The organism is Bradyrhizobium sp. S3.3.6 (assembly GCF_040546905.1).
Taxonomy (GTDB): Bacteria; Pseudomonadota; Alphaproteobacteria; order Rhizobiales; family Xanthobacteraceae; genus Bradyrhizobium; species Bradyrhizobium cytisi.
Genome location: NZ_JBEPOT010000002.1, coordinates 500,711 through 517,642 on the forward strand (window position 1 = coordinate 500,711; position 16,932 = coordinate 517,642).

At 62.7% G+C, this 16,932-nt stretch carries 16 protein-coding genes; 4 read left to right on the top strand and 12 right to left on the bottom strand.

Annotated elements, in window-relative coordinates:
* Nucleotides 1-9 precede the first annotated feature (9 nt).
* The 8 genes from ABID59_RS06965 to ABID59_RS07000 form a co-directional block, all read right to left on the bottom strand.
* The gene (locus ABID59_RS06965) at nt 10-1,323 is read right to left on the bottom strand and encodes a TRAP transporter large permease (RefSeq protein ID WP_354082878.1); all 1,314 of its coding nucleotides are present in this window, start codon (nt 1,321-1,323) and stop codon (nt 10-12) included.
* 2 nt (nt 1,324-1,325) lie between these two features.
* The gene (locus tag ABID59_RS06970) at nt 1,326-1,931 is read right to left on the bottom strand and encodes a TRAP transporter small permease (RefSeq protein ID WP_354082879.1); all 606 of its coding nucleotides are present in this window, start codon (nt 1,929-1,931) and stop codon (nt 1,326-1,328) included.
* A gap of 150 nt (nt 1,932-2,081) precedes the next feature.
* A complete protein-coding gene (locus ABID59_RS06975) occupies nt 2,082-2,879 on the bottom strand; it encodes an MBL fold metallo-hydrolase (RefSeq protein ID WP_354082880.1) in 798 nt (265 codons plus the stop codon).
* A 13-nt stretch (nt 2,880-2,892) separates the two neighbouring features.
* Nucleotides 2,893-3,669: a TatD family hydrolase gene (locus ABID59_RS06980; RefSeq protein WP_354082881.1), complete on the bottom strand. Its 777-nt coding sequence runs from the start codon at nt 3,667-3,669 to the stop codon at nt 2,893-2,895.
* A gap of 12 nt (nt 3,670-3,681) precedes the next feature.
* The gene (metG, locus tag ABID59_RS06985; protein WP_354082882.1) at nt 3,682-5,652 is read right to left on the bottom strand and encodes a methionine--tRNA ligase; all 1,971 of its coding nucleotides are present in this window, start codon (nt 5,650-5,652) and stop codon (nt 3,682-3,684) included.
* 47 nt (nt 5,653-5,699) lie between these two features.
* Complete coding sequence (locus tag ABID59_RS06990; RefSeq protein ID WP_354082883.1) at nt 5,700-6,746, bottom strand: DNA polymerase III subunit delta'; 1,047 nt, start codon at nt 6,744-6,746, stop codon at nt 5,700-5,702.
* On the bottom strand, nt 6,743-7,429 hold the full coding sequence (gene tmk / locus ABID59_RS06995; protein ID WP_354082884.1) for a dTMP kinase: 687 nt from the start codon (nt 7,427-7,429) through the stop codon (nt 6,743-6,745). The genes ABID59_RS06990 and tmk overlap by 4 nt, the downstream gene beginning before the upstream one ends.
* A 2-nt stretch (nt 7,430-7,431) precedes the next feature.
* Entirely contained in the window at nt 7,432-8,694 is a 1,263-nt protein-coding gene (locus tag ABID59_RS07000) for a D-alanyl-D-alanine carboxypeptidase family protein (protein WP_148749240.1), read from the bottom strand.
* Between the two features lie 153 nt (nt 8,695-8,847).
* On the opposite strand from ABID59_RS07000, the gene ABID59_RS07005 reads away from it, so the two are divergent.
* Nucleotides 8,848-9,804 carry an alpha/beta fold hydrolase gene (locus ABID59_RS07005; protein WP_354082885.1) on the top strand — a complete coding sequence of 319 codons (957 nt, stop codon included), beginning with the start codon at nt 8,848-8,850 and terminating at the stop codon, nt 9,802-9,804.
* 21 nt (nt 9,805-9,825) lie between these two features.
* Here the strand turns inward: ABID59_RS07005 and ABID59_RS07010 are convergent, their stop codons facing one another.
* From ABID59_RS07010 to ABID59_RS07020, 3 genes are all read right to left on the bottom strand, one after another.
* Nucleotides 9,826-10,752, bottom strand: coding sequence for a septal ring lytic transglycosylase RlpA family protein (locus ABID59_RS07010; protein ID WP_354034513.1), 927 nt, complete (start codon nt 10,750-10,752; stop codon nt 9,826-9,828).
* Nucleotides 10,753-11,508: 756 nt separating this feature from the next.
* Nucleotides 11,509-11,835: a DUF1476 domain-containing protein gene (locus ABID59_RS07015; RefSeq protein WP_148749243.1), complete on the bottom strand. Its 327-nt coding sequence runs from the start codon at nt 11,833-11,835 to the stop codon at nt 11,509-11,511.
* Between the two features lie 22 nt (nt 11,836-11,857).
* On the bottom strand, nt 11,858-12,049 hold the full coding sequence (locus ABID59_RS07020) for a hypothetical protein (protein WP_148749352.1): 192 nt from the start codon (nt 12,047-12,049) through the stop codon (nt 11,858-11,860).
* A 528-nt stretch (nt 12,050-12,577) separates the two neighbouring features.
* Here ABID59_RS07020 and ABID59_RS07025 point away from each other — a divergent pair.
* Both ABID59_RS07025 and ABID59_RS07030 read left to right on the top strand, forming a co-directional pair.
* A complete protein-coding gene (locus tag ABID59_RS07025) occupies nt 12,578-12,775 on the top strand; it encodes a hypothetical protein (RefSeq protein WP_148749244.1) in 198 nt (65 codons plus the stop codon).
* Nucleotides 12,776-13,897: 1,122 nt separating this feature from the next.
* A complete protein-coding gene (locus ABID59_RS07030) occupies nt 13,898-14,197 on the top strand; it encodes a hypothetical protein (protein WP_148749245.1) in 300 nt (99 codons plus the stop codon).
* A gap of 286 nt (nt 14,198-14,483) precedes the next feature.
* On the opposite strand, the gene ABID59_RS07035 is transcribed toward ABID59_RS07030, so the two are convergent.
* Nucleotides 14,484-15,227, bottom strand: coding sequence for a DUF7168 domain-containing protein (locus ABID59_RS07035; RefSeq protein ID WP_354082886.1), 744 nt, complete (start codon nt 15,225-15,227; stop codon nt 14,484-14,486).
* A gap of 250 nt (nt 15,228-15,477) precedes the next feature.
* Between ABID59_RS07035 and ABID59_RS07040 the strand changes: the two genes are divergently transcribed.
* Nucleotides 15,478-16,824, top strand: coding sequence for a tyrosine-type recombinase/integrase (locus ABID59_RS07040; RefSeq protein WP_354082887.1), 1,347 nt, complete (start codon nt 15,478-15,480; stop codon nt 16,822-16,824).
* Nucleotides 16,825-16,932 lie beyond the last annotated feature (108 nt).

A 16,932-nucleotide genomic window follows, 5' to 3' on the forward strand; every position in this document is an offset into this window, starting at 1 on the left:
CGGGTGCGATCAATCGGGAAAGGCGAGCTTGGGCAGGAACAGCACAATCTGCGGATATTCGGTGATGATGAATACGGCGGCCAGCAGCAGGACGAAGAAGGGGAACGCCGCACGCGCCACAGTGAACGTATCGCGGCCGCTCATGTTCTGGAGCACGAACAGGTTGAAGCCGACCGGCGGCGTGATTTGCGCCATCTCCACGTGAATGATGAGGTAGACGCCGAACCAGACCAGATCGAGTCCGGCCTGCTTGACCATCGGCAGCACGATGACCGCGGTCAGCACGATCATCGAGATGCCGTCAATCAGGCATCCGAGAATGATGTACGTGATGCTCAGATACAGCGCGAGCATGCCGGGCGTGAGCTGCTGTCCCTGGACCCAGGTGGCAAGCGCCGCCGGGATGCCGGTATAGGCCATCGCGGCCGTCGTATAGGCAGCGCCTGCCAGGATCAGCATGATCATGCAGGTCAGGCGCGTCGCGCTCATGATGCTTTCGAAGAAGGTCTTGCGCGTGAGCGTGCCGCTCCACCACGCCAGCAGCAGCGCGCCGGTAACGCCCCAGGCGGCACATTCGGTCGCGGTCGCAAAACCCAGCACGAGCGAGAGGAAGACGGCCAGGATCAGAAGCAGGCACGGGACGAGCTTGGCGGACTCTTGCAGCTTCCGGCGAAACGGCATCGGCGGGTCGCGCGGCGGAATCTTTTTTGGATTGAGTAGCGACCAGATGATGATGTAGCCGGAATAGAGCACCATCACGAGCACGCCCGGCAGGAAGCCGCCAAGGAACACCTGAAGCACGGACACGTTCGCCGTCACCGCGTAGACGACCATCGGGATCGACGGCGGGATCAGCAAGCCGAGCGTGCCGGAGCCGGCCAGCGACCCAAGGCTGAGCCCCTTGTCGTAGCCGCGCTTGTCGAGCTCCGGCAGTGCGATCTTGCCAATGGTTGCGCAGGTCGCGGCAGAGGAGCCCGACACAGCTGCAAAGATGCCGCAGCCGATGACATTGACATGGGTCAGGCGCCCCGGCAGCCACTGAACCCAGGGCGAAAGTCCGCGGAACATCTCCTCCGACAGTTTTGTTCGGAATAATATCTCGCCCATCCAGATGAACAGCGGCAATGCCGCCAGCGTCCAGGACGCGCTTGCGCTCCAGGTGGTGGTCGCAAGCACCGACCCTAGCGGCAGGCTCGTGGTCAGCGCCATCGCCACGAAGCCGACGAGCCCGAGCGAAACGGCGATCCAGATGCCGCTTCCCAGCAGCAGGATCATGACCCCGAGGAGGATGAACGACAGCTCGATCATGCCAAGATTGACCATGGTCAACCGCCGCCGCCTTGCGAGATACGTTCGATAAATTCGTCCGGCGTCTCGTCCGGGGAGCTCCTCTCGTAGCTCGGACGGTGGCCGCCGACGACATTGACCATTTCGTCGATCAGCGCGATGGACAGGATCGCAAGACCGCCGGCAAAGCCGAGCTGGGGAATCCAGAGAGGAAGCGCAATGACGCCTTGCGCCACGTCGTTGAAGCGCCAGGAATCGTAAGTCATCTGCACGGCATGTCGAGTGAAGTAGAGAACGAAGGCCGTTGCAATGCCGAGCGCCACGATCTCCGCGACCTGCTTGCTTCGCCCGTGCAGGCGCTCGAGCAGCAGGCCGACCCGGATCATCTCGCCGCGCTTGAAGGTGTGGGCGAGCCCCAGAAACGCCATCGCAGCCATGCACCACGATGCAAAATCATCACCGGCCGGGATGTTGAGCGCAAACTGCCGCCCGATCGACATGACCATCATGATGGCGAAGATCGCGAACAGGAAGACGCCGGCAGCGTAACCCGCACCCAGATAGAGCAGATCCAGAACGCGTCGGACAGGTCCAATAGCTGTTACGTCGTCGCCGTGCTCTGCCAACCCGGCCCCCATCCTCATATTGCGGCTCAATCAAGCTCGGCGATATCGCCAGCCTCGCTTGATTATCGCCTCCATCCGACGCCTGTCTTTGAGACGTTAGACCAACACGACAGGGCTCGCGAAAGCAAGGAGCATGCCGGCCTGCGGAAAAATTTCCGCTGGATGGGCTCAGTGAGTCTCCAGCCGCAGCCCGTCATAGGCCGGCACTACGCCTGATGGCAGCGATTGCCGGATCACCTCGTAATCGACGTCGGCGGTCATGTTGGTGATGACGGCACGTTTCGGCTTGAAGCGCTCGATCCAGGACAGCGCGTCGTTGATGCTGAAATGGCTGACATGCGGGGTGTAGCGCAGGCCATCGACGATCCAGAGATCGAGGTTTTCCAGGGCGCCAAAGCTCTCGGGCGGGATGTCGTTGAGGTCGGGCGTATAGGCGGCATTGCCGATGCGATAGCCGAGCGCGGGAATGTTGCCGTGCTGGACCAGGAAGGCGGTCATTGTAACGTTCCCGCCCTTGCCAATGATGATCTGGCTCCCGCCTGCCTCGATCGAATGCCGCGTCAGGATCGGCGGATAGTCGCTGCCCTCTGGCGAGATGAAGCAATAGGAGAACCGCGCCATGATATCTTTCGCGGTCGATTGATTGAAATAGACCGGGATGCGCCTGCGCATATGGATCACAACCGAGCGCAGATCGTCCATGCCATGGGTCTGGTCGGCATGCTCGTGCGTCAGGAACACTGCGTCGATGTGGTCGACATCGGTCGAGATCAACTGCTCGCGCAGGTCCGGCGAGGTGTCGATCACGACGCGTGTGGTGCCGTGATTCGAGGTCTGTTCGACCAGCAGCGAGCAGCGGCGGCGGCGGTTCTTGGGATTGTTGGGATCGCAGGCGCCCCAGCCGAGGGCCGGGCGCGGTACGCCGGCGGAGGAGCCGCACCCCAGGATCGTCAGCGTCAGCGTCATGCGGATCAGAACCTCAAGCTTTCACCTTGGAGAACAGGCGGAAGAAGTTTTCGCTGGTCTGGCGTGAGATCTCTTCGAGCGACACGCCGCGCGTCTCGGCGAGCACTTTTGCGACCTCGACCACATAGGCCGGCTCGTTGCGCTTGCCCCGGAACTTGCCCGGCGCAAGGTAGGGCGAATCTGTTTCAATCAGAATACGGTCAGCCGGCAGTTCGGCCGCGAGCGCGCGCAAGGCATCCGACTTCTTGAAGGTCAGGATGCCCGTGAAGCCGATGTAGAGCCCGAGCGACACCGCCTTCAGAGCCAGCTCGCGCCCGCCGGTGTAACAATGCAGCACGGCGCGAAACGGTCCGCGTGCCGCCTCCTCTTCCAGGATGCGCGCGCAATCCTCATCCGCCTCGCGGGTGTGGATCACCAGCGGCAGGCCGGTGGCGCGCGCCGCCGCGATGTGGGCACGAAAGCCCCTCGCCTGCGCCTCCGGCGAGCCGTCGTCGTAGAAATAGTCGAGCCCGGCTTCGCCGAGCGCGACCACCTTCGGATGCCGCGTCAGCGCGATCAACTCGTCCGGCGCAATGCCGTCTTCCTCGTCCGCATTGTGCGGATGAGTGCCGACCGAGCAATAGACGTCGTCGTAACGCCCGGCGATGGCGAGAAGCTGATCGAGCTTCCGCACCCGCGTCGAGATCGTGACCATGCGGCCGATCCCGGCCGCGCGGGCACGCGACACGATCCCGTCGAGATCCTCCGCAAAGTCAGGAAAATCCAGGTGGCAGTGACTGTCGACCAGCATCGTTCGAACGCCTCAGGCCGCCGGCTCGATGTAGCGCGGGAACGCCGGCGTCGGCGCTGGCAGCGTCGATCCAGCAGCGATCCGCTTGTCACCGCCGAGCATCGCAAAATCGCGCTCGTCCGCGGGGATGCCGAGGCTGTCGAGCAGCAAGCCCGACGCGGTCGGCATCGCCGGCTGGACCAGGATCGCGATCTGGCGCACGACTTCGGCGGTGACGTAGAGCACCGTCTTCTGTCGCGCCGGATCGGTCTTGGCCAGCGCCCACGGCGCCTCGCCCGCGAAATAGCGGTTGGCCTCGGCGACCACGGCCCACACGGCATTGAGCCAGTGATGGATCTGCTGCGTCGCCATCGCCTCACGCGACGCGGCGATCATGCCGTCGGCCATCGCCAAAATCGCCTTGTCGCTGTCGCTGAACTCGCCCGGCTCCGGCAGCACGCCGCCGAATTGCTTGGCGATCATCGACAGCGAGCGTTGCGCAAGGTTGCCGAGATCGTTGGCGAGATCGGCATTGATGCGCGCGACGATGGCTTCATGGTTGTAGTTGCCGTCCTGGCCGTAAGAGACCTCGCGCAGGAAAAAATAGCGCATTTGGTCGACGCCATACTGGTCGGCGAGGTTGAAGGGATCGACGACATTGCCGACCGACTTCGACATCTTCTCGCCCCTGCTGAACAGGAAGCCATGGGCATAGACCCGCTTCGGCAGCGAGATGCCAGCCGACATCAGGAATGCCGGCCAGTACACCGCGTGGAAGCGGATGATGTCCTTGCCAATGATATGCACGTCCGCCGGCCAGTAGCGCCAGTTCGTGTCGCTTTCGTCGGGGAAGCCGACACCGGTGATGTAGTTGGTCAACGCGTCGACCCACACATACATCACATGATCTTCGGCACCGGGCACTTTCACGCCCCAGTCGAAGGTGGTGCGTGAGATCGAGAGATCCCGCAGGCCGCCCTTGACGAAGCTGACGACCTCGTTCCGGCGCGCGTCCGGGCCGATGAACTCCCGGTGCTCCTCATAGAGCTTGAGCAGCTTGTCCTGATAGGCCGACAGACGAAAGAAGTAGCTCTCCTCCTCGACCCATTCGACCGGCGTGCCTTGCGGGCCAAGGCGCATGCCGTCGTCGTTCAGGCGTGTCTCGTCCTCGGCGTAATAGGCTTCATCGCGCACCGAGTACCAGCCGGAATAGCTGTCGAGATAAATGTCGCCGTTCGCTTCCATGCGCCGCCAGATCTCCTGGCTGGAGCGGTGGTGCTGTTCTTCAGTCGTGCGGATGAAGCGGTCGAACGACACGTTCAGGCGCTGGTCCATCTCCCTGAAGCGGTCGGCGTTACGGGTTGCGAGCGCAGACGGGGTGAGTCCCTCGTTCTGCGCGGTCTGAACCATCTTCTGGCCGTGCTCGTCCGTGCCGGTCAGGAAGAACACGTCCTTGCCGTCGAGCCGCGCAAAGCGCGCCAGCACGTCGGCCGAGATCGCCTCATAGGCGTGACCGATATGCGGGTTACCGTTCGGATAGGCGATCGCGGTTGAGATGTAGAAGACGTTGTCACGCGCGGGCTCGGCAACCGGCGCTGCCGGCTTCGGGGCGGCCACCGGCTTCGGTGCAGGCGGCGCCTTTGGTTTCGTCGCTTTGGGCTTCACGGCCTTCGGGGGTGTGGCGACTGGAGTCGGCCCGGCGATCACGGCGGGCGCGGTCGCCCTCGCCCTCTTTGCCGCCTTCTTCGCCGGAGCCTTGGCGGGTTTTTTGGCGGCCTTCTTTGTCGCGGCTTTCTTTGTCGCGGCTTTCTTGGCGACGACCTGCTTCTTCGCAGCTTTCTTGCCGGCCTTCTTGGCCGTCTTCGCAGTGCCCTTCTTGGTGGTAGCCTTCCTGGTCGTCTTGACCTTCTTGGCCGCTTTGCGCGCGAGCGCCTTCGCGGCCTTCTTGGCAGCGTTCTTCTTGCTGCTCTTGCCCTTGGCGATTTTCTTAGCTCGCGCTGCCACCACGAATTCCTTTACCAGCTTCTCAAAATTTGGAAACGTACCTGCGCCTAGCGCGTTGCGTCCGCGAGCCAGCCAAACACCGAGAAAACCAAGGGCTTTCGCTCCAGATTGTAGGTTTCGGTGTCGCGCGCGGCGCGGACGATCTTTTCCCATACCTCAGCTAGGCGCGCAAGGCGCGGCAGGTTTTGGTTGGCATTGGCTTCGTCCGCATGGAGGCGTTCGGCGATCCAGCGATCGATGCCGTCGATGAAGGCCGCAAGCGCGACGCGGTCGCTGGTGCCAAGGGATTCGCCGAGCGTGTGCAATTCGCGCGGATCCACTTGCGGCAGACGTGCCAGCAGTGCCGCCGTCCGCTGTTGGAGTTTTAGCGCATCACCGCCAAGGAGGGTCAGTGCCCGTGCAACGCTGCCTTCGGAGGCCTCCGCCGCCTCGCGCAACGCGAGATCGGTCGGAGCGAGGTCGGCGGCCGTCGCGGCTGCGGCAATCACCTCGTCGGTCGTGAGCGAGCGCAAGCGCAGCTTGCGGCAACGCGACTGGATCGTGGCGAGCACGCGTGCGGGCGCGTGGCTGACCAGCAGGAACAGCGATTGCTGGGGTGGTTCCTCGAGGATTTTCAGCAGCGCGTTCGCCGCATTGGGATTGAGCTCGTCAACGGTGTCGACGATGCAGACGCGCCAGCCTTCCGCGGCCGCAGTCGAGCCGAAGAACGCGATGGTCTCGCGCGTCTCGTCGACGGTGATGACCGTCCGCATCACGCCACGGTCGTTGGCGGTGCGCTCCAGCGTCAAGAGACCGCCATGCGAACTCGCCGCAACCTGCCGCGCCACGGCGTCATCAGGATCGATCGCGAGATCCTCGGCGCCCTGCACGGCGGGCGCCAGCAGCTGGCCGCGAGCGAGCACGAAGCGCGCCATACGATAGGCCAGCGTCGCCTTGCCTATGCCCTGCGGCCCGCCGATCAGCCAGGCGTGCGGAATGCGCCCGCTGCGGTAGGCGGTGAGCAGCGCGGTCTCGGCCTCGCGATGGCCGAACAGAAGGCTTGTCTCGCGCGGATGCGGAATGGCGGATTCACGCTCGACCTGACGCGGGCTCATGCCGAGATCACCGATGCGGGCGTCGGCAGGAGGCGGTCGCGCAGCGCGGTCCAGACGCGTTCGGCAACCGTATCAGGATCGGAATTGGCGTCGATCAGCACGCAGCGTGCGGGATCATCCGCGGCGATCTTGCGGTAGGCCTCGCGCAGGCCTTGGTGGAAGGCGAGCTTCTCGCCCTCGAACCTGTCAGGCGTGCCGCTGCCGCGCCGCGCCGACGCGCGTGCCAGGCCGATCTCGACCGGCAGGTCCAGGATGAAGGTGAGGTCCGGCTTGAGATCGCCGATCGTGACCCGCTGCATGGCGTTGATCAAACCGGCGGGCACGCTGCCGAGGCTGCCCTGATAGGCCCGCGTTGAGTCTGCGAAACGATCGCACAGCACCCAAATGCCCTGCTTGAGCGCGGGCTCGATCAATGTGCGGACATGGTCGTCGCGTGCGGCGGCAAACAGCAGCGTCTCGGCTTCAGGCCCGAGCAGCTTGCCCATCCCCGACAGCACCAGATGGCGCATGATCTCGGCGCCGGGCGAGCCGCCCGGCTCGCGCGTGACGAGCGTGCGCAACTTGGCCGCTTTGAGCCGGTCGGCGAGCTTCTTGATCTGGGTCGACTTGCCGGTCCCCTCGCCTCCTTCAAAGGTGATAAAGCGTCCGCGTCCGGACGGCCGCTGTCCCGTGCTCTCACTCATGATCAGAGCTTCTCGGCGCCTGCGCGGAACATGCCGATCACGAGCTCGCTGGCCCCGTCGATCGCGCGCCGCACGGTCGACCCGGTGCCGATTGCCTCGGCCGCATAGACCGGCGTCTCCACCGCGATATTGCCGCCGCGCCAGACCCTGACCACGCCTACCCGCTGCCCCTCCTGAACCGGCGCGCGGACCGGACCGCTATAGATGATTCGCGCGATCAGCTTGTCGCCGCCGCTCTTGTGCACCATCACCTTCACCGGCTCTTTCGCAACGAGCTTCACCGAACGGCTCTCGCCGCCAAACACCTTGGCATAGCCGACCGGCTGGTCGGCCGCGATCAGCGTGCGGGTCTCGAAATTGCGAAAGCCCCATTCCAGCATCTTCTTGGCTTCGGTGGCGCGATCCTCGCTATCCTCAAGCCCGTTGACGACGACGATCAGTCGCGTGCCGTTCTGCACGGCCGAGCCGACCATGCCGTAGCCGCCTTCCTTGGTGTAGCCAGTCTTCAGGCCGTCAGCGCCTTCCATCGAATTGAGCAGCGGATTGCGGTTGGGCTGGCGGATCTTGTTCCAGGTGAACTCCTTCTCGCCGAACAGTTTGTAGAACTCGGGGAAGTCCAGGATGATGTGGCGGGCGAGCATGCCGAGCTCGCGCACCGTCATCTTGTTGCCGGGGTCGGGCAAGCCATTGGAGTTGGCGAAGGTCGATTTGGCCATGCCGAGCTCGCGGGCGCGCTTGGTCATGAAGTCGGATGCAAAGATCCGCTCGTTGCCGGCGATGCCTTCGGCGAGCGCGATGCAGGCATCGTTGCCGCTCTGGATGATCGCGCCGTGCAGGAGGTCATCGACCGAAACCTTGCTGTTGATGGCCGCAAACATGGTCGAGCCACCGGAGGGCGCGCCGCCTTTGCGCCAGGCGTTCTCGCTGATCCGGTATTCGTCGGTCAGCTTGATGTCGCCCTTCTTGATCGCGTTGAACACGACCTCCGCTGTCACGAGCTTCATCATGCTGGAGGGCGCGCGCAGCTCGTCGGCGTTCTTCTCGAACAGCACGCTGCCGCTGGAGGCCTCGATCAGGATCGCGGTGGGGGCGTCGCCGTCAAAGCCTGCATCTTCGGTTTTCTTGGCGCCCTGGACGCTCTGGTTGGCGGCGTAGAGCACCCCGCCCCAGCTGAGGCTCACCGCAATCGCCGCCGCGACCAGCCCGCGCGCCAGTGCTCCGGCCGACAATCCGGTATGACCGAGCGAGATGAGACGAAATGCCATGGCGAAGCCCTGAGAGCGGCGTTCTAACAGTTGGCACCGGTGCGAACAACATGAGGATCGGTGCTTGCCTGCGAGATTGCACGATTCTCCTCGCGTCCCTATCGTGACATCTCATGTTTCTCGACCAAACCCCTGAAACAAGGCGGAAAAGCGATGTCGACCACCCGAGCGATCAAGGCCAACGGAATCGATCTCTTCATCCGCGAGGCCGGCCAGGGGCCGCTGGTGGTGCTGTGCCATGGCTGGCCGGAACTATCCTATTCCTGGCGGCATCAGATCCCGGCGCTCGCGGCTGCAGGCTTTCATGTCGTGGCCCCGGACATGCGCGGCTACGGCCAGAGTGCGGCGCCGCCTGACGTGACCGCCTATTCGATCTTCGACCTGGTAGGCGACGTCGTCGGCCTGGTCCAGGCGCTCGGCGCGACCAAGGCGATGGTGGTCGGCCACGACTGGGGTGCGCCGGTCGCCTGGCATGCGGCGCTGTTCCGCCCCGATATCTTTACGGCCGTTGCCGGCCTGAGCGTGCCGCCGCCATTCCGCGGACGCGGCAAGCCGCTCGAGCTGCTGCGCCAGGGCGGCATCACCAATTTCTACTGGCAGTACTTTCAGGCGCCCGGCGTCGCCGAGACCGAGTTCGAGCGTGACGTCGCCCGCACCATGCGCACCGTGCTCGGCGGACGTGGGCTTGCCGATCCGAACGCGGCGATGTTCGTGCAGGAGGGCAAGGGCTTTCTCGGCCAAGCCAGCACCGAGGAGCCGCTGCCGGCGTGGCTGAGCGAGGACGATCTCGCCCATTTCACCGAAGCCTTCCGCAAGTCGGGATTCCGCGGCGGGCTGAACTGGTATCGCAACCTCGACCGCAATTGGGAGCTGACGGCGCCCTGGCAGGGCGCGCAGATCCAGCAGCCCTCCCTCTTCATCGCAGGTGCGCAGGACGCCGTCATCACCGGCCTGATCGGCGCCAAGCGCGTCAACGAGCTGGAGCGCGTGCTGCCTAACCTGACGCGCAAACTGATCATCGAGGGCGCCGGCCATTGGGTGCAGCAGGAGCGGCCGAACGAGGTCAACGCCGCACTCGTGAGCTTCCTGCGCGACGCGGCGTCGCGCTAGGGGGCGCCTCGTATTCCGGGATCAGTAGAGGCCGCGGCCGGTCAGGATGCTGCGGGCTTCGGCTGCGCCGTCACCGGAAGCCGCAGGACCGCTCTCGGCGGCATAGCGGCCGTCCTCGTCATAGGATACCTGGCGAGCATTCTGGAACGCTCGGCCCCGGCTGCGGCTCGAGGCCGACATCTCCGAGGTCGCATTGATCGAGGCGACGTCGGCCGAGGTGTTGCCGAGCGAATACGGCCGCCCCTCCGGCATCGGGACATCGCCCCGGATGGCGCCGCGGCTCGACGACAGCTCCGGCACGAACGGCCGCGCCGAGGCGACCCGGACCATCGAGGGCGACGGCGCGGGAACACCGGTGCGCAAGGTCGCCATCAGCTGGCGGTCGTCGGAGCCTTCGAGCGGCGCCCGGCCGACATATTCGACGCGGACCCTGGCAACGCCATTGCCTTTGAATTCAAGCAGTTCAGCGGCCTTGTTCGAGACGTCGATGAGGCGGTTGCCGTGATAGGGGCCGCGGTCATTGACGCGGACGACCAGCGACTTGCCGTTCGACAGGTTGGTGACCCGCGCATAGGACGGCATCGGCAGGGTCGGATGTGCCGCCGTCAGCGAGCCCATGTCGAACACTTCGCCATTGGCGGTCTGGCGGCCATGGAAATCGTCACCGTACCAGGACGCCAGGCCCTCGGCGCGGTAGTTGACGTCCTCCTCCGGCACGTAGGTCCGGCCTGCAACCATATAGGGCTTGCCGACGCGATAAGTGCCGCCGCCCTTGGGGACGGGATCGCCCCAGGCCACGACTCGCGGGCTGGAGGACACGCCGTATTTGGGATCGACCCGGCTGGCGAACTTGTTGGACGAGGCGCAATTGGCGAGCGCCAGGCAGGTGGCGACCGCCGCGACGCTACGCGCCGCCCGCACCACCGAATCTGACCGTCGGATTCCCATTCGCCCCAAATACCATTTCGCCGGAGCCGGCCCCAACCCGCTTGCCTGCAGGGAGTGCCTTCCGGACCTCAAGCTCCGAGGCGGCCCACCACCGTCTCAGAGGCGGTAACGATAACGCAACTCGAACACGGCGGAAATGGGGAGCCCACAGCGTTCGCGCCGGGATGGTAAACAGGACGTTTGGCATTCTCCGCTGATCTACGGAGCGCGAGGGCTTCGGCACCGCCTCCTTTGTGCCAGACCCGCACAAGCTGTTGCGCCAAAAGCTCACTCCACCCCCATTGTCGCCGGCTTCACCGGAATTCTTTTGACTGTGCAAGGCCGCCCGCGTTTTCTCAGCTGCAGGGGCGGGATTGGAATTTAACGATGATCGAGACGGTTTCGGCACTGATGGGTCTGGTAAGCGCGGGGATCTTTTTGGCCCACGCGTTTGAAGGCTACCGCACGAGGGCCTGACGGCACGCGCGGGCGACATTGCATCACCTCTTCATGGCGGCAGGTTCGGACAATCTTAATCAATCCGATCGAGCATCAAAGACGAGAGCGGCAGGTGTCCCATGCGCAAACATGACCTGGTATCCGACGGCTTTCTGGCACTGACCGCAGGCGGTCTGGTCCTGCTCTGCTCGAGCCTCGTCGCCCTGGCCTTCGGCTAATCCTCGTAACCTTCGTAGTCTCTGGCATCGTCGTCGTCGACAAGTTCAGCGACGCCACCGCGTGCAGGCAGGCCGAGTGCAGGCAGGCCGAGTGAAGTGATCAATCGCCGGCTTTGCTCGCTGCGGCTGCGACCTGCGCCAGCGCCTGGTGCAGGCATTCCTGAAGCTTCTGCGCGACCTGCTCGCGCGAAATCCCTTTCGCCGCGAGATCGCTCGATACCTTGCTCAGGGTCATCGTCTGGTTGGCCAGATTGTCCGTGACCAGCGCCGTCGCGTAAGCTGCTGCCGCATCGGCGCTGAGTCCGAGCTGACCAGCGGCCCAGAGCCCGAGCAGCTTGTTGGACCGGGCTGCGGCCTTGAACATGAGCTCCTCGTCGTGGGCGAATTTGGCCTCGAAGCCCTGCTCGCGCTTGTCGAACGTGGTCATGACCGATCGGTCCCGTTGGCCGTCAGACTTTTGCCGCGGCCGCCTCTCGGGCCAGCCGCTCGGCCTTCAGCCGTTCCCGATTCTCATAAAACGCCTTCTGCGCGGCCTCGTGGTCGCGCATGGCCTTCTCGGCCTCGACGCGGCGCGCCGCATCGCGCGCCTGGCGCTGTTCAGGGGTCAGCGGTTTGCGTCGGAAGGAAAGATCTTCTGTCATGCCAAGATAACGCGACGGTGAGGAAAAAGTTCCGTGTGGCGCGCCGGCCGGACATGCCGAAAGATCGAAAACAACCCCATGCACAGTAGCCCATGCCTGTTGGATCAAGGACTTGTGCGCCGACGCCAGGCATTCCCGCAAAAACCATTTGACGCGTCGGGCAAAACAGTGGCAAAATGCGATTATTCCGAAATCAAAAAATCACGTGTCCGTCTGCTGATACCAGCATGAGAAGAATTGGTCGCCCGAGGCGCGGAGATCAAGGCTGCTTTCGATGCGTGGCACGGGAAGCGGCAACGAGGGTACGTCAAGGCCGGGCGCGGAGATGAGCCGAGCCCAGGGCAACTCTTCCACGTTCGGAGCGTCCTCCGCGAAACGCAGGCGAACCCGTCTCCCACGCAACGCAAATCTCGGACCATGAAACGGTCCTGAAACAATTGCCGCGTATGATTAGCGGTATTTCTGAAGAAGTTTGCTACTCGGGGTATCCCATTTCATTGCGATCTGTCTCTTTTTGGAGGCGCAACCATGGATTTGAGAACAGAGATTGCGGTCGGCGCGCGTTTCAAGCTCAGCGACCTCGGAACAATTCGTTGCCCGGAATTGGCTGGCAAGGCTGGCATCGTTGTCGCCACAAGCTCTCGGACGACCGGCATCACCATTCTGTTCGATGGTGCCAAACGACCTACCGTTTTGCACAGGGACTACATCAGCCCAAGCTTGTAAGAGGATGAACATCGCTCCGTCCCACTATTGGGCCCATCTAATGAGGTACCCAAAAAGGTCGTCAGGATAGCTGGCGCGTCTTGATTTGGTCCGTGTACAGGCGTAAATGCGTCGCGGCTTCGTACCGACTTCTTCCAATTTCCCCGCTTCAATAGGTTTGTAATCTCCACTAGGTCACCTCGGATGGGGGCGAGACTCATGGAAATATTTCGCGCCGAGAAGATTTGCGTTGTCGAGGACAACTCAAGCAAACCCTGCCGAATCTGCGGCCAGAAAATGAAGCTTGTACGAACGGTGGTGGACTCTGACAGTGGAGACATCACTCACATGTTCGAATGCCCGTGCGGCAAGCGCCTCTGGGACGACTGAGGCGTACCCCCGCACCAATTGTACAGAAGGGCGCCCGGCAACGGCTGGATGACGCACCGCCGACGGCTGAGGCGGTAAAGGCTGGGCGGCCGGTTCGCGCTGGCGGGGCCTTTGCCAAATTCCGATAATCCTCAGTAGTTCACCGGGGCTGTGATCAGCATCGTCCAAAACTATGCTGCCACGCCTGTGAGCGTGAGCGCTGGGTAATGGCCGACGGCCGAACGAGGGACATTCCACCTATCCTCATCTGCAATAAGTGCGGGCGGCCGATGGATTATCTTGCGACACTGCCACAGATTGCAAACCTGCCAGCAGTACATGCTTACAGATGCTTGCCGTGCTTCCGGGTCGACACAATCGAGTTGGAGTAAGGCTGCTCAAATCCTTCGGTCACCTCCTCTTTCGATAGCCTTGATGCAAGCTGCTGTTGTCGCGCTCGAAGTCGGGCCGAACATCAGCGCCGCGAAACGTTGGCGGACCGGTGCCAGTGCCGTCCTTTCTGCGTGATAAGAACGTACTTGATGATCTCGTGCGACTTCTGCAACACGCCGAGTTTGCCCCGAGCTTAGTGCCCCCTGTTATTGAGGTCCCTCTCTTCAACTGCCATCATGCCGCTCCCTGCCTATGGCCGTGTTCCAACGCCCCATAGATCAATTCACGCAGCACGTGTGATATCTTAAATTCCGTCAATGCAGAAACCGCAGCTGGCGGCTGACGTTCGACCGTTGTGGGGCGCAGCTACTGGAGACAGACATGAAGCTCATAGCAAGCGCAATCGTCATCGCGCTCGCAACGTCGTCTGCGATGGCGGCGCCGCAAACCGGCCGGCTGGACCTCTCGGTTTCGGTTCCGAGTGCGCAGAACTCGGGCGCCGGGATTCCAGGCTTTGCTGGAAACAAGAATGGTCCCGCTGTGCATCGAGGGATGACAGTTGGTTCCACTGCGGCGAAGGACCAGGCGAACCCGGCCATCAAGAATCAGGACACGGCAGAGATTGCGGGCTTGCCGGGAAGTAAGAGCGGGCCGCCCGCCAAGCCGCACGGGGGCTTGTAAGGCGCCTTCCTAAGAAGGTTCGAACCCGCGGGGAGAAATCCGCCGCGGGTTTTTGTTTCGATACCAGAGTTAGGCGCTGTCGTGGAACGCTGCAGACCAATCATCCACGAGGGAGGCCCCTATAACAACTCGTCGCGCAGCGTAACTGCGGAAGACTCGATTACGTAATTTCGGTGACGCTGCACTTTACTAGCACTGGCAGCATAGACGACAGAGGGCAGCTAATTAACGGAATGACATCGCCATGCTCTCACTCCCGGCTGAACCGCGCCCCTCCCCGATGCGATCAGCTTCCCTTGGATGCGGTCCCTGACCGCGACTCGCCAAGGCCGGGATTGATGGCCAGCGACGCTCCCGCAGCGCCGCCGGCTTCATAGGCCGTCATCGACACCATCCGGCCGGCGCTGCGCTGGGTCCGCAGCTTGAGGTCGAGCTTGTCGAATTCCGCATCGACCACCGAGGTCTTAAGGACGACCAGCCCGCGGCCGGTGCCTTCGTTGACCTGATCGCGACTGGCCTTGATCGCCACCAGCCTGTCCGCGATCGACGCCACCATTCCGAGCGCGAAGGAGGCATTGGCCAGATGCCGCTGCTGGTGCCGGAACCTGCTGTAGTCGACCGAGGTCTTGAAGCGGCCAAGCTCGGCGCGCACGGCGCCGTCGATCAACTCGGCCAGATAATGCGCGACCTCGACATCCGCGCCGAGACCGAAGAACACATAGCTGCTCTCGCCGGCCGCGTTCTTCTCGCGCCAGACCCGACAATCGCAGAAATGAGCGATCGCGCCGATGCAGTCGTCCAGGGGAATTCGCTTCTTGCGATGGGTCTCGTAGACCCTCCGTTCGCACGACGAGGCGCGCAGCTCGACGTCGGAGAGCGACAAATCGTGGCGATCCAGCAACTCGGCGACCTTGGCGGCGGCAGACAGCGCCTCGTCCTCCGTGCAGCCGTTGGCGATGGTTTTGGCGCGCAACGCCTGAATGCGGAGCTTCAGCTTGTCGAGCGTGGCCGGATTGAACGTCTGATTCACCGATCACCTGCCCGGGAAAGCCCGACTGACATACCCCGGTCGGATAGATTGGCGGAAGGGGTGACCTTAGCGTTGGGGCGTCACGCGACGTCACTAGCGATCACGAGCGCACCTTAACTCACTGAGCATGTTTCGCTATCCCCAAGTTTAGACGATCATGAGCAATCATGAGGAAACAGGCGCAAAGAGCAGTGGTGAACTCGGAAAGGTGAATGTCTAGCGTGGCGATTAACCAGCGAGGTCGCCAGCAGTGCACGCACCAAATCCACACAGACCCCAGCCAGCAAGCCCCAAAAAAGGTCTCACCCTCAAAACCATTCAAAGCCTTGTCCAGGCCGCTCAGCCGGGCATGTGGGCGCACGAACGCGGGCTATGCCTTGCAGTCGCCAAAAGCGGCTCAGCCTTCTGGGCGCTCCGCTATTCCACGGGAGACGGTCGGCGGCGACTGATGACCTTGGAGCCGTACCAGCCGATCGATGTAGCCGGGCTGAAGGCCCTCGAATGGCAAGCTGCAGAACTGCGCAAGCTGATCAAGGCAGGTCGCGACCCGTTGGCCGAACGAGACGCGGACGCTGCAACGACCGCTACGGCGGCCACAACGGTCAACCGAATAGCCGTCGATACATTCGAGGAAGTCGCCCGCGACTACATCGCCCAACACAAGGATGGTTGGAAGAATGCCAAACACCTTCAGCAGTGGGAAAACACACTGGAAACCTATGCATATCCGATCATCGGCAAGTCACTCCCGCACGAGATCACGACCGATGATGTGTTGAAGGTCTTGCGGCAGGATCATGAGCGCGCAGGAAAGAAAGGCACGCTTTGGACAGGCGCACGCGAAACAGCATCACGCGTCCGTATGAGAATCGAAACCGTGATCGGCGCCGCGAAGGCGAAAGGGATAACCAACCCCGAAACGCGCGACATTTGGACCAACCATCACAATCCGGCGCAATGGAAAGATCACCTTGAACACTGGCTGAACGGGAAGCAATCGAGAGGACATTTCACCGCGATGGACTGGAAAGAACTCCCCTCATTCATGACCGAATTGCGTGACAAAGCCGATTACAGCGCAAAGGCATTGATGCTGACAATTCTCTGCGCAACGCGGACGAACGAAACGCTAAACTCCCAACGGACCGAATTCGATCTAGATAATGCGATCTGGATCATCCCCGCGGAACGTATGAAAGCGGGCGTTGAACATCGCGTCCCCTTGTCGGATGCCGCTGTTCAGCTATTGCGGACGCTGCCAACGATCGATGGCAATCCTTATGTGTTTCCCGGTATGAAGCATGGCAAGCCGCTCAGCGACATGAGTATGTTGGAAATGCTACGCGGAATGCGCGAAGGCATCACCGTACATGGTTTCAGATCATCGTTCCAAGATTGGGCGGAAGATACAACCGTGCACCCAGACGTAATCACCGATATAGCACTCGCGCACACCATCAAGAATAAAACCAAGCGCGCCTATCGCCGGGGTTCATGGGCAGGCCCCGGACGCCTTGTCGGATGTACACAAGGCGTCCGGGGAATGTCTCGGTGGATTGGCGGACGCGCCCTCCTCCCGGCGCATTGTCATCGCTAGTGATTTTCGCGCACTCACCCAATTGTCTAACCATCGCGGTTTATATGGCTGTGGAAATCGGAAATCGTCACGCGATATCCGCCCGATGACCGCTCATGACCGCTCGTA

What these genes read in the sequence shown, in the direction of transcription:
- ABID59_RS06965 (WP_354082878.1), bottom strand. Translation starts at nt 1,323, where the DNA reads ATGGTCAATCTTGGCATGATCGAGCTGTCGTTCATCCTCCTCGGGGTC.
- ABID59_RS06970 (WP_354082879.1), bottom strand. Translation starts at nt 1,931, where the DNA reads ATGAGGATGGGGGCCGGGTTGGCAGAGCACGGCGACGACGTAACAGCT.
- ABID59_RS06975 (WP_354082880.1), bottom strand. Translation starts at nt 2,879, where the DNA reads ATGACGCTGACGCTGACGATCCTGGGGTGCGGCTCCTCCGCCGGCGTA.
- ABID59_RS06980 (WP_354082881.1), bottom strand. Translation starts at nt 3,669, where the DNA reads ATGCTGGTCGACAGTCACTGCCACCTGGATTTTCCTGACTTTGCGGAG.
- ABID59_RS06990 (WP_354082883.1), bottom strand. Translation starts at nt 6,746, where the DNA reads ATGAGCCCGCGTCAGGTCGAGCGTGAATCCGCCATTCCGCATCCGCGC.
- tmk (WP_354082884.1), bottom strand. Translation starts at nt 7,429, where the DNA reads ATGAGTGAGAGCACGGGACAGCGGCCGTCCGGACGCGGACGCTTTATC.
- ABID59_RS07000 (WP_148749240.1), bottom strand. Translation starts at nt 8,694, where the DNA reads ATGGCATTTCGTCTCATCTCGCTCGGTCATACCGGATTGTCGGCCGGA.
- ABID59_RS07005 (WP_354082885.1), top strand. Translation starts at nt 8,848, where the DNA reads ATGTCGACCACCCGAGCGATCAAGGCCAACGGAATCGATCTCTTCATC.
- ABID59_RS07010 (WP_354034513.1), bottom strand. Translation starts at nt 10,752, where the DNA reads ATGGGAATCCGACGGTCAGATTCGGTGGTGCGGGCGGCGCGTAGCGTC.
- ABID59_RS07015 (WP_148749243.1), bottom strand. Translation starts at nt 11,835, where the DNA reads ATGACCACGTTCGACAAGCGCGAGCAGGGCTTCGAGGCCAAATTCGCC.
- ABID59_RS07020 (WP_148749352.1), bottom strand. Translation starts at nt 12,049, where the DNA reads ATGACAGAAGATCTTTCCTTCCGACGCAAACCGCTGACCCCTGAACAG.
- ABID59_RS07025 (WP_148749244.1), top strand. Translation starts at nt 12,578, where the DNA reads ATGGATTTGAGAACAGAGATTGCGGTCGGCGCGCGTTTCAAGCTCAGC.
- ABID59_RS07030 (WP_148749245.1), top strand. Translation starts at nt 13,898, where the DNA reads ATGAAGCTCATAGCAAGCGCAATCGTCATCGCGCTCGCAACGTCGTCT.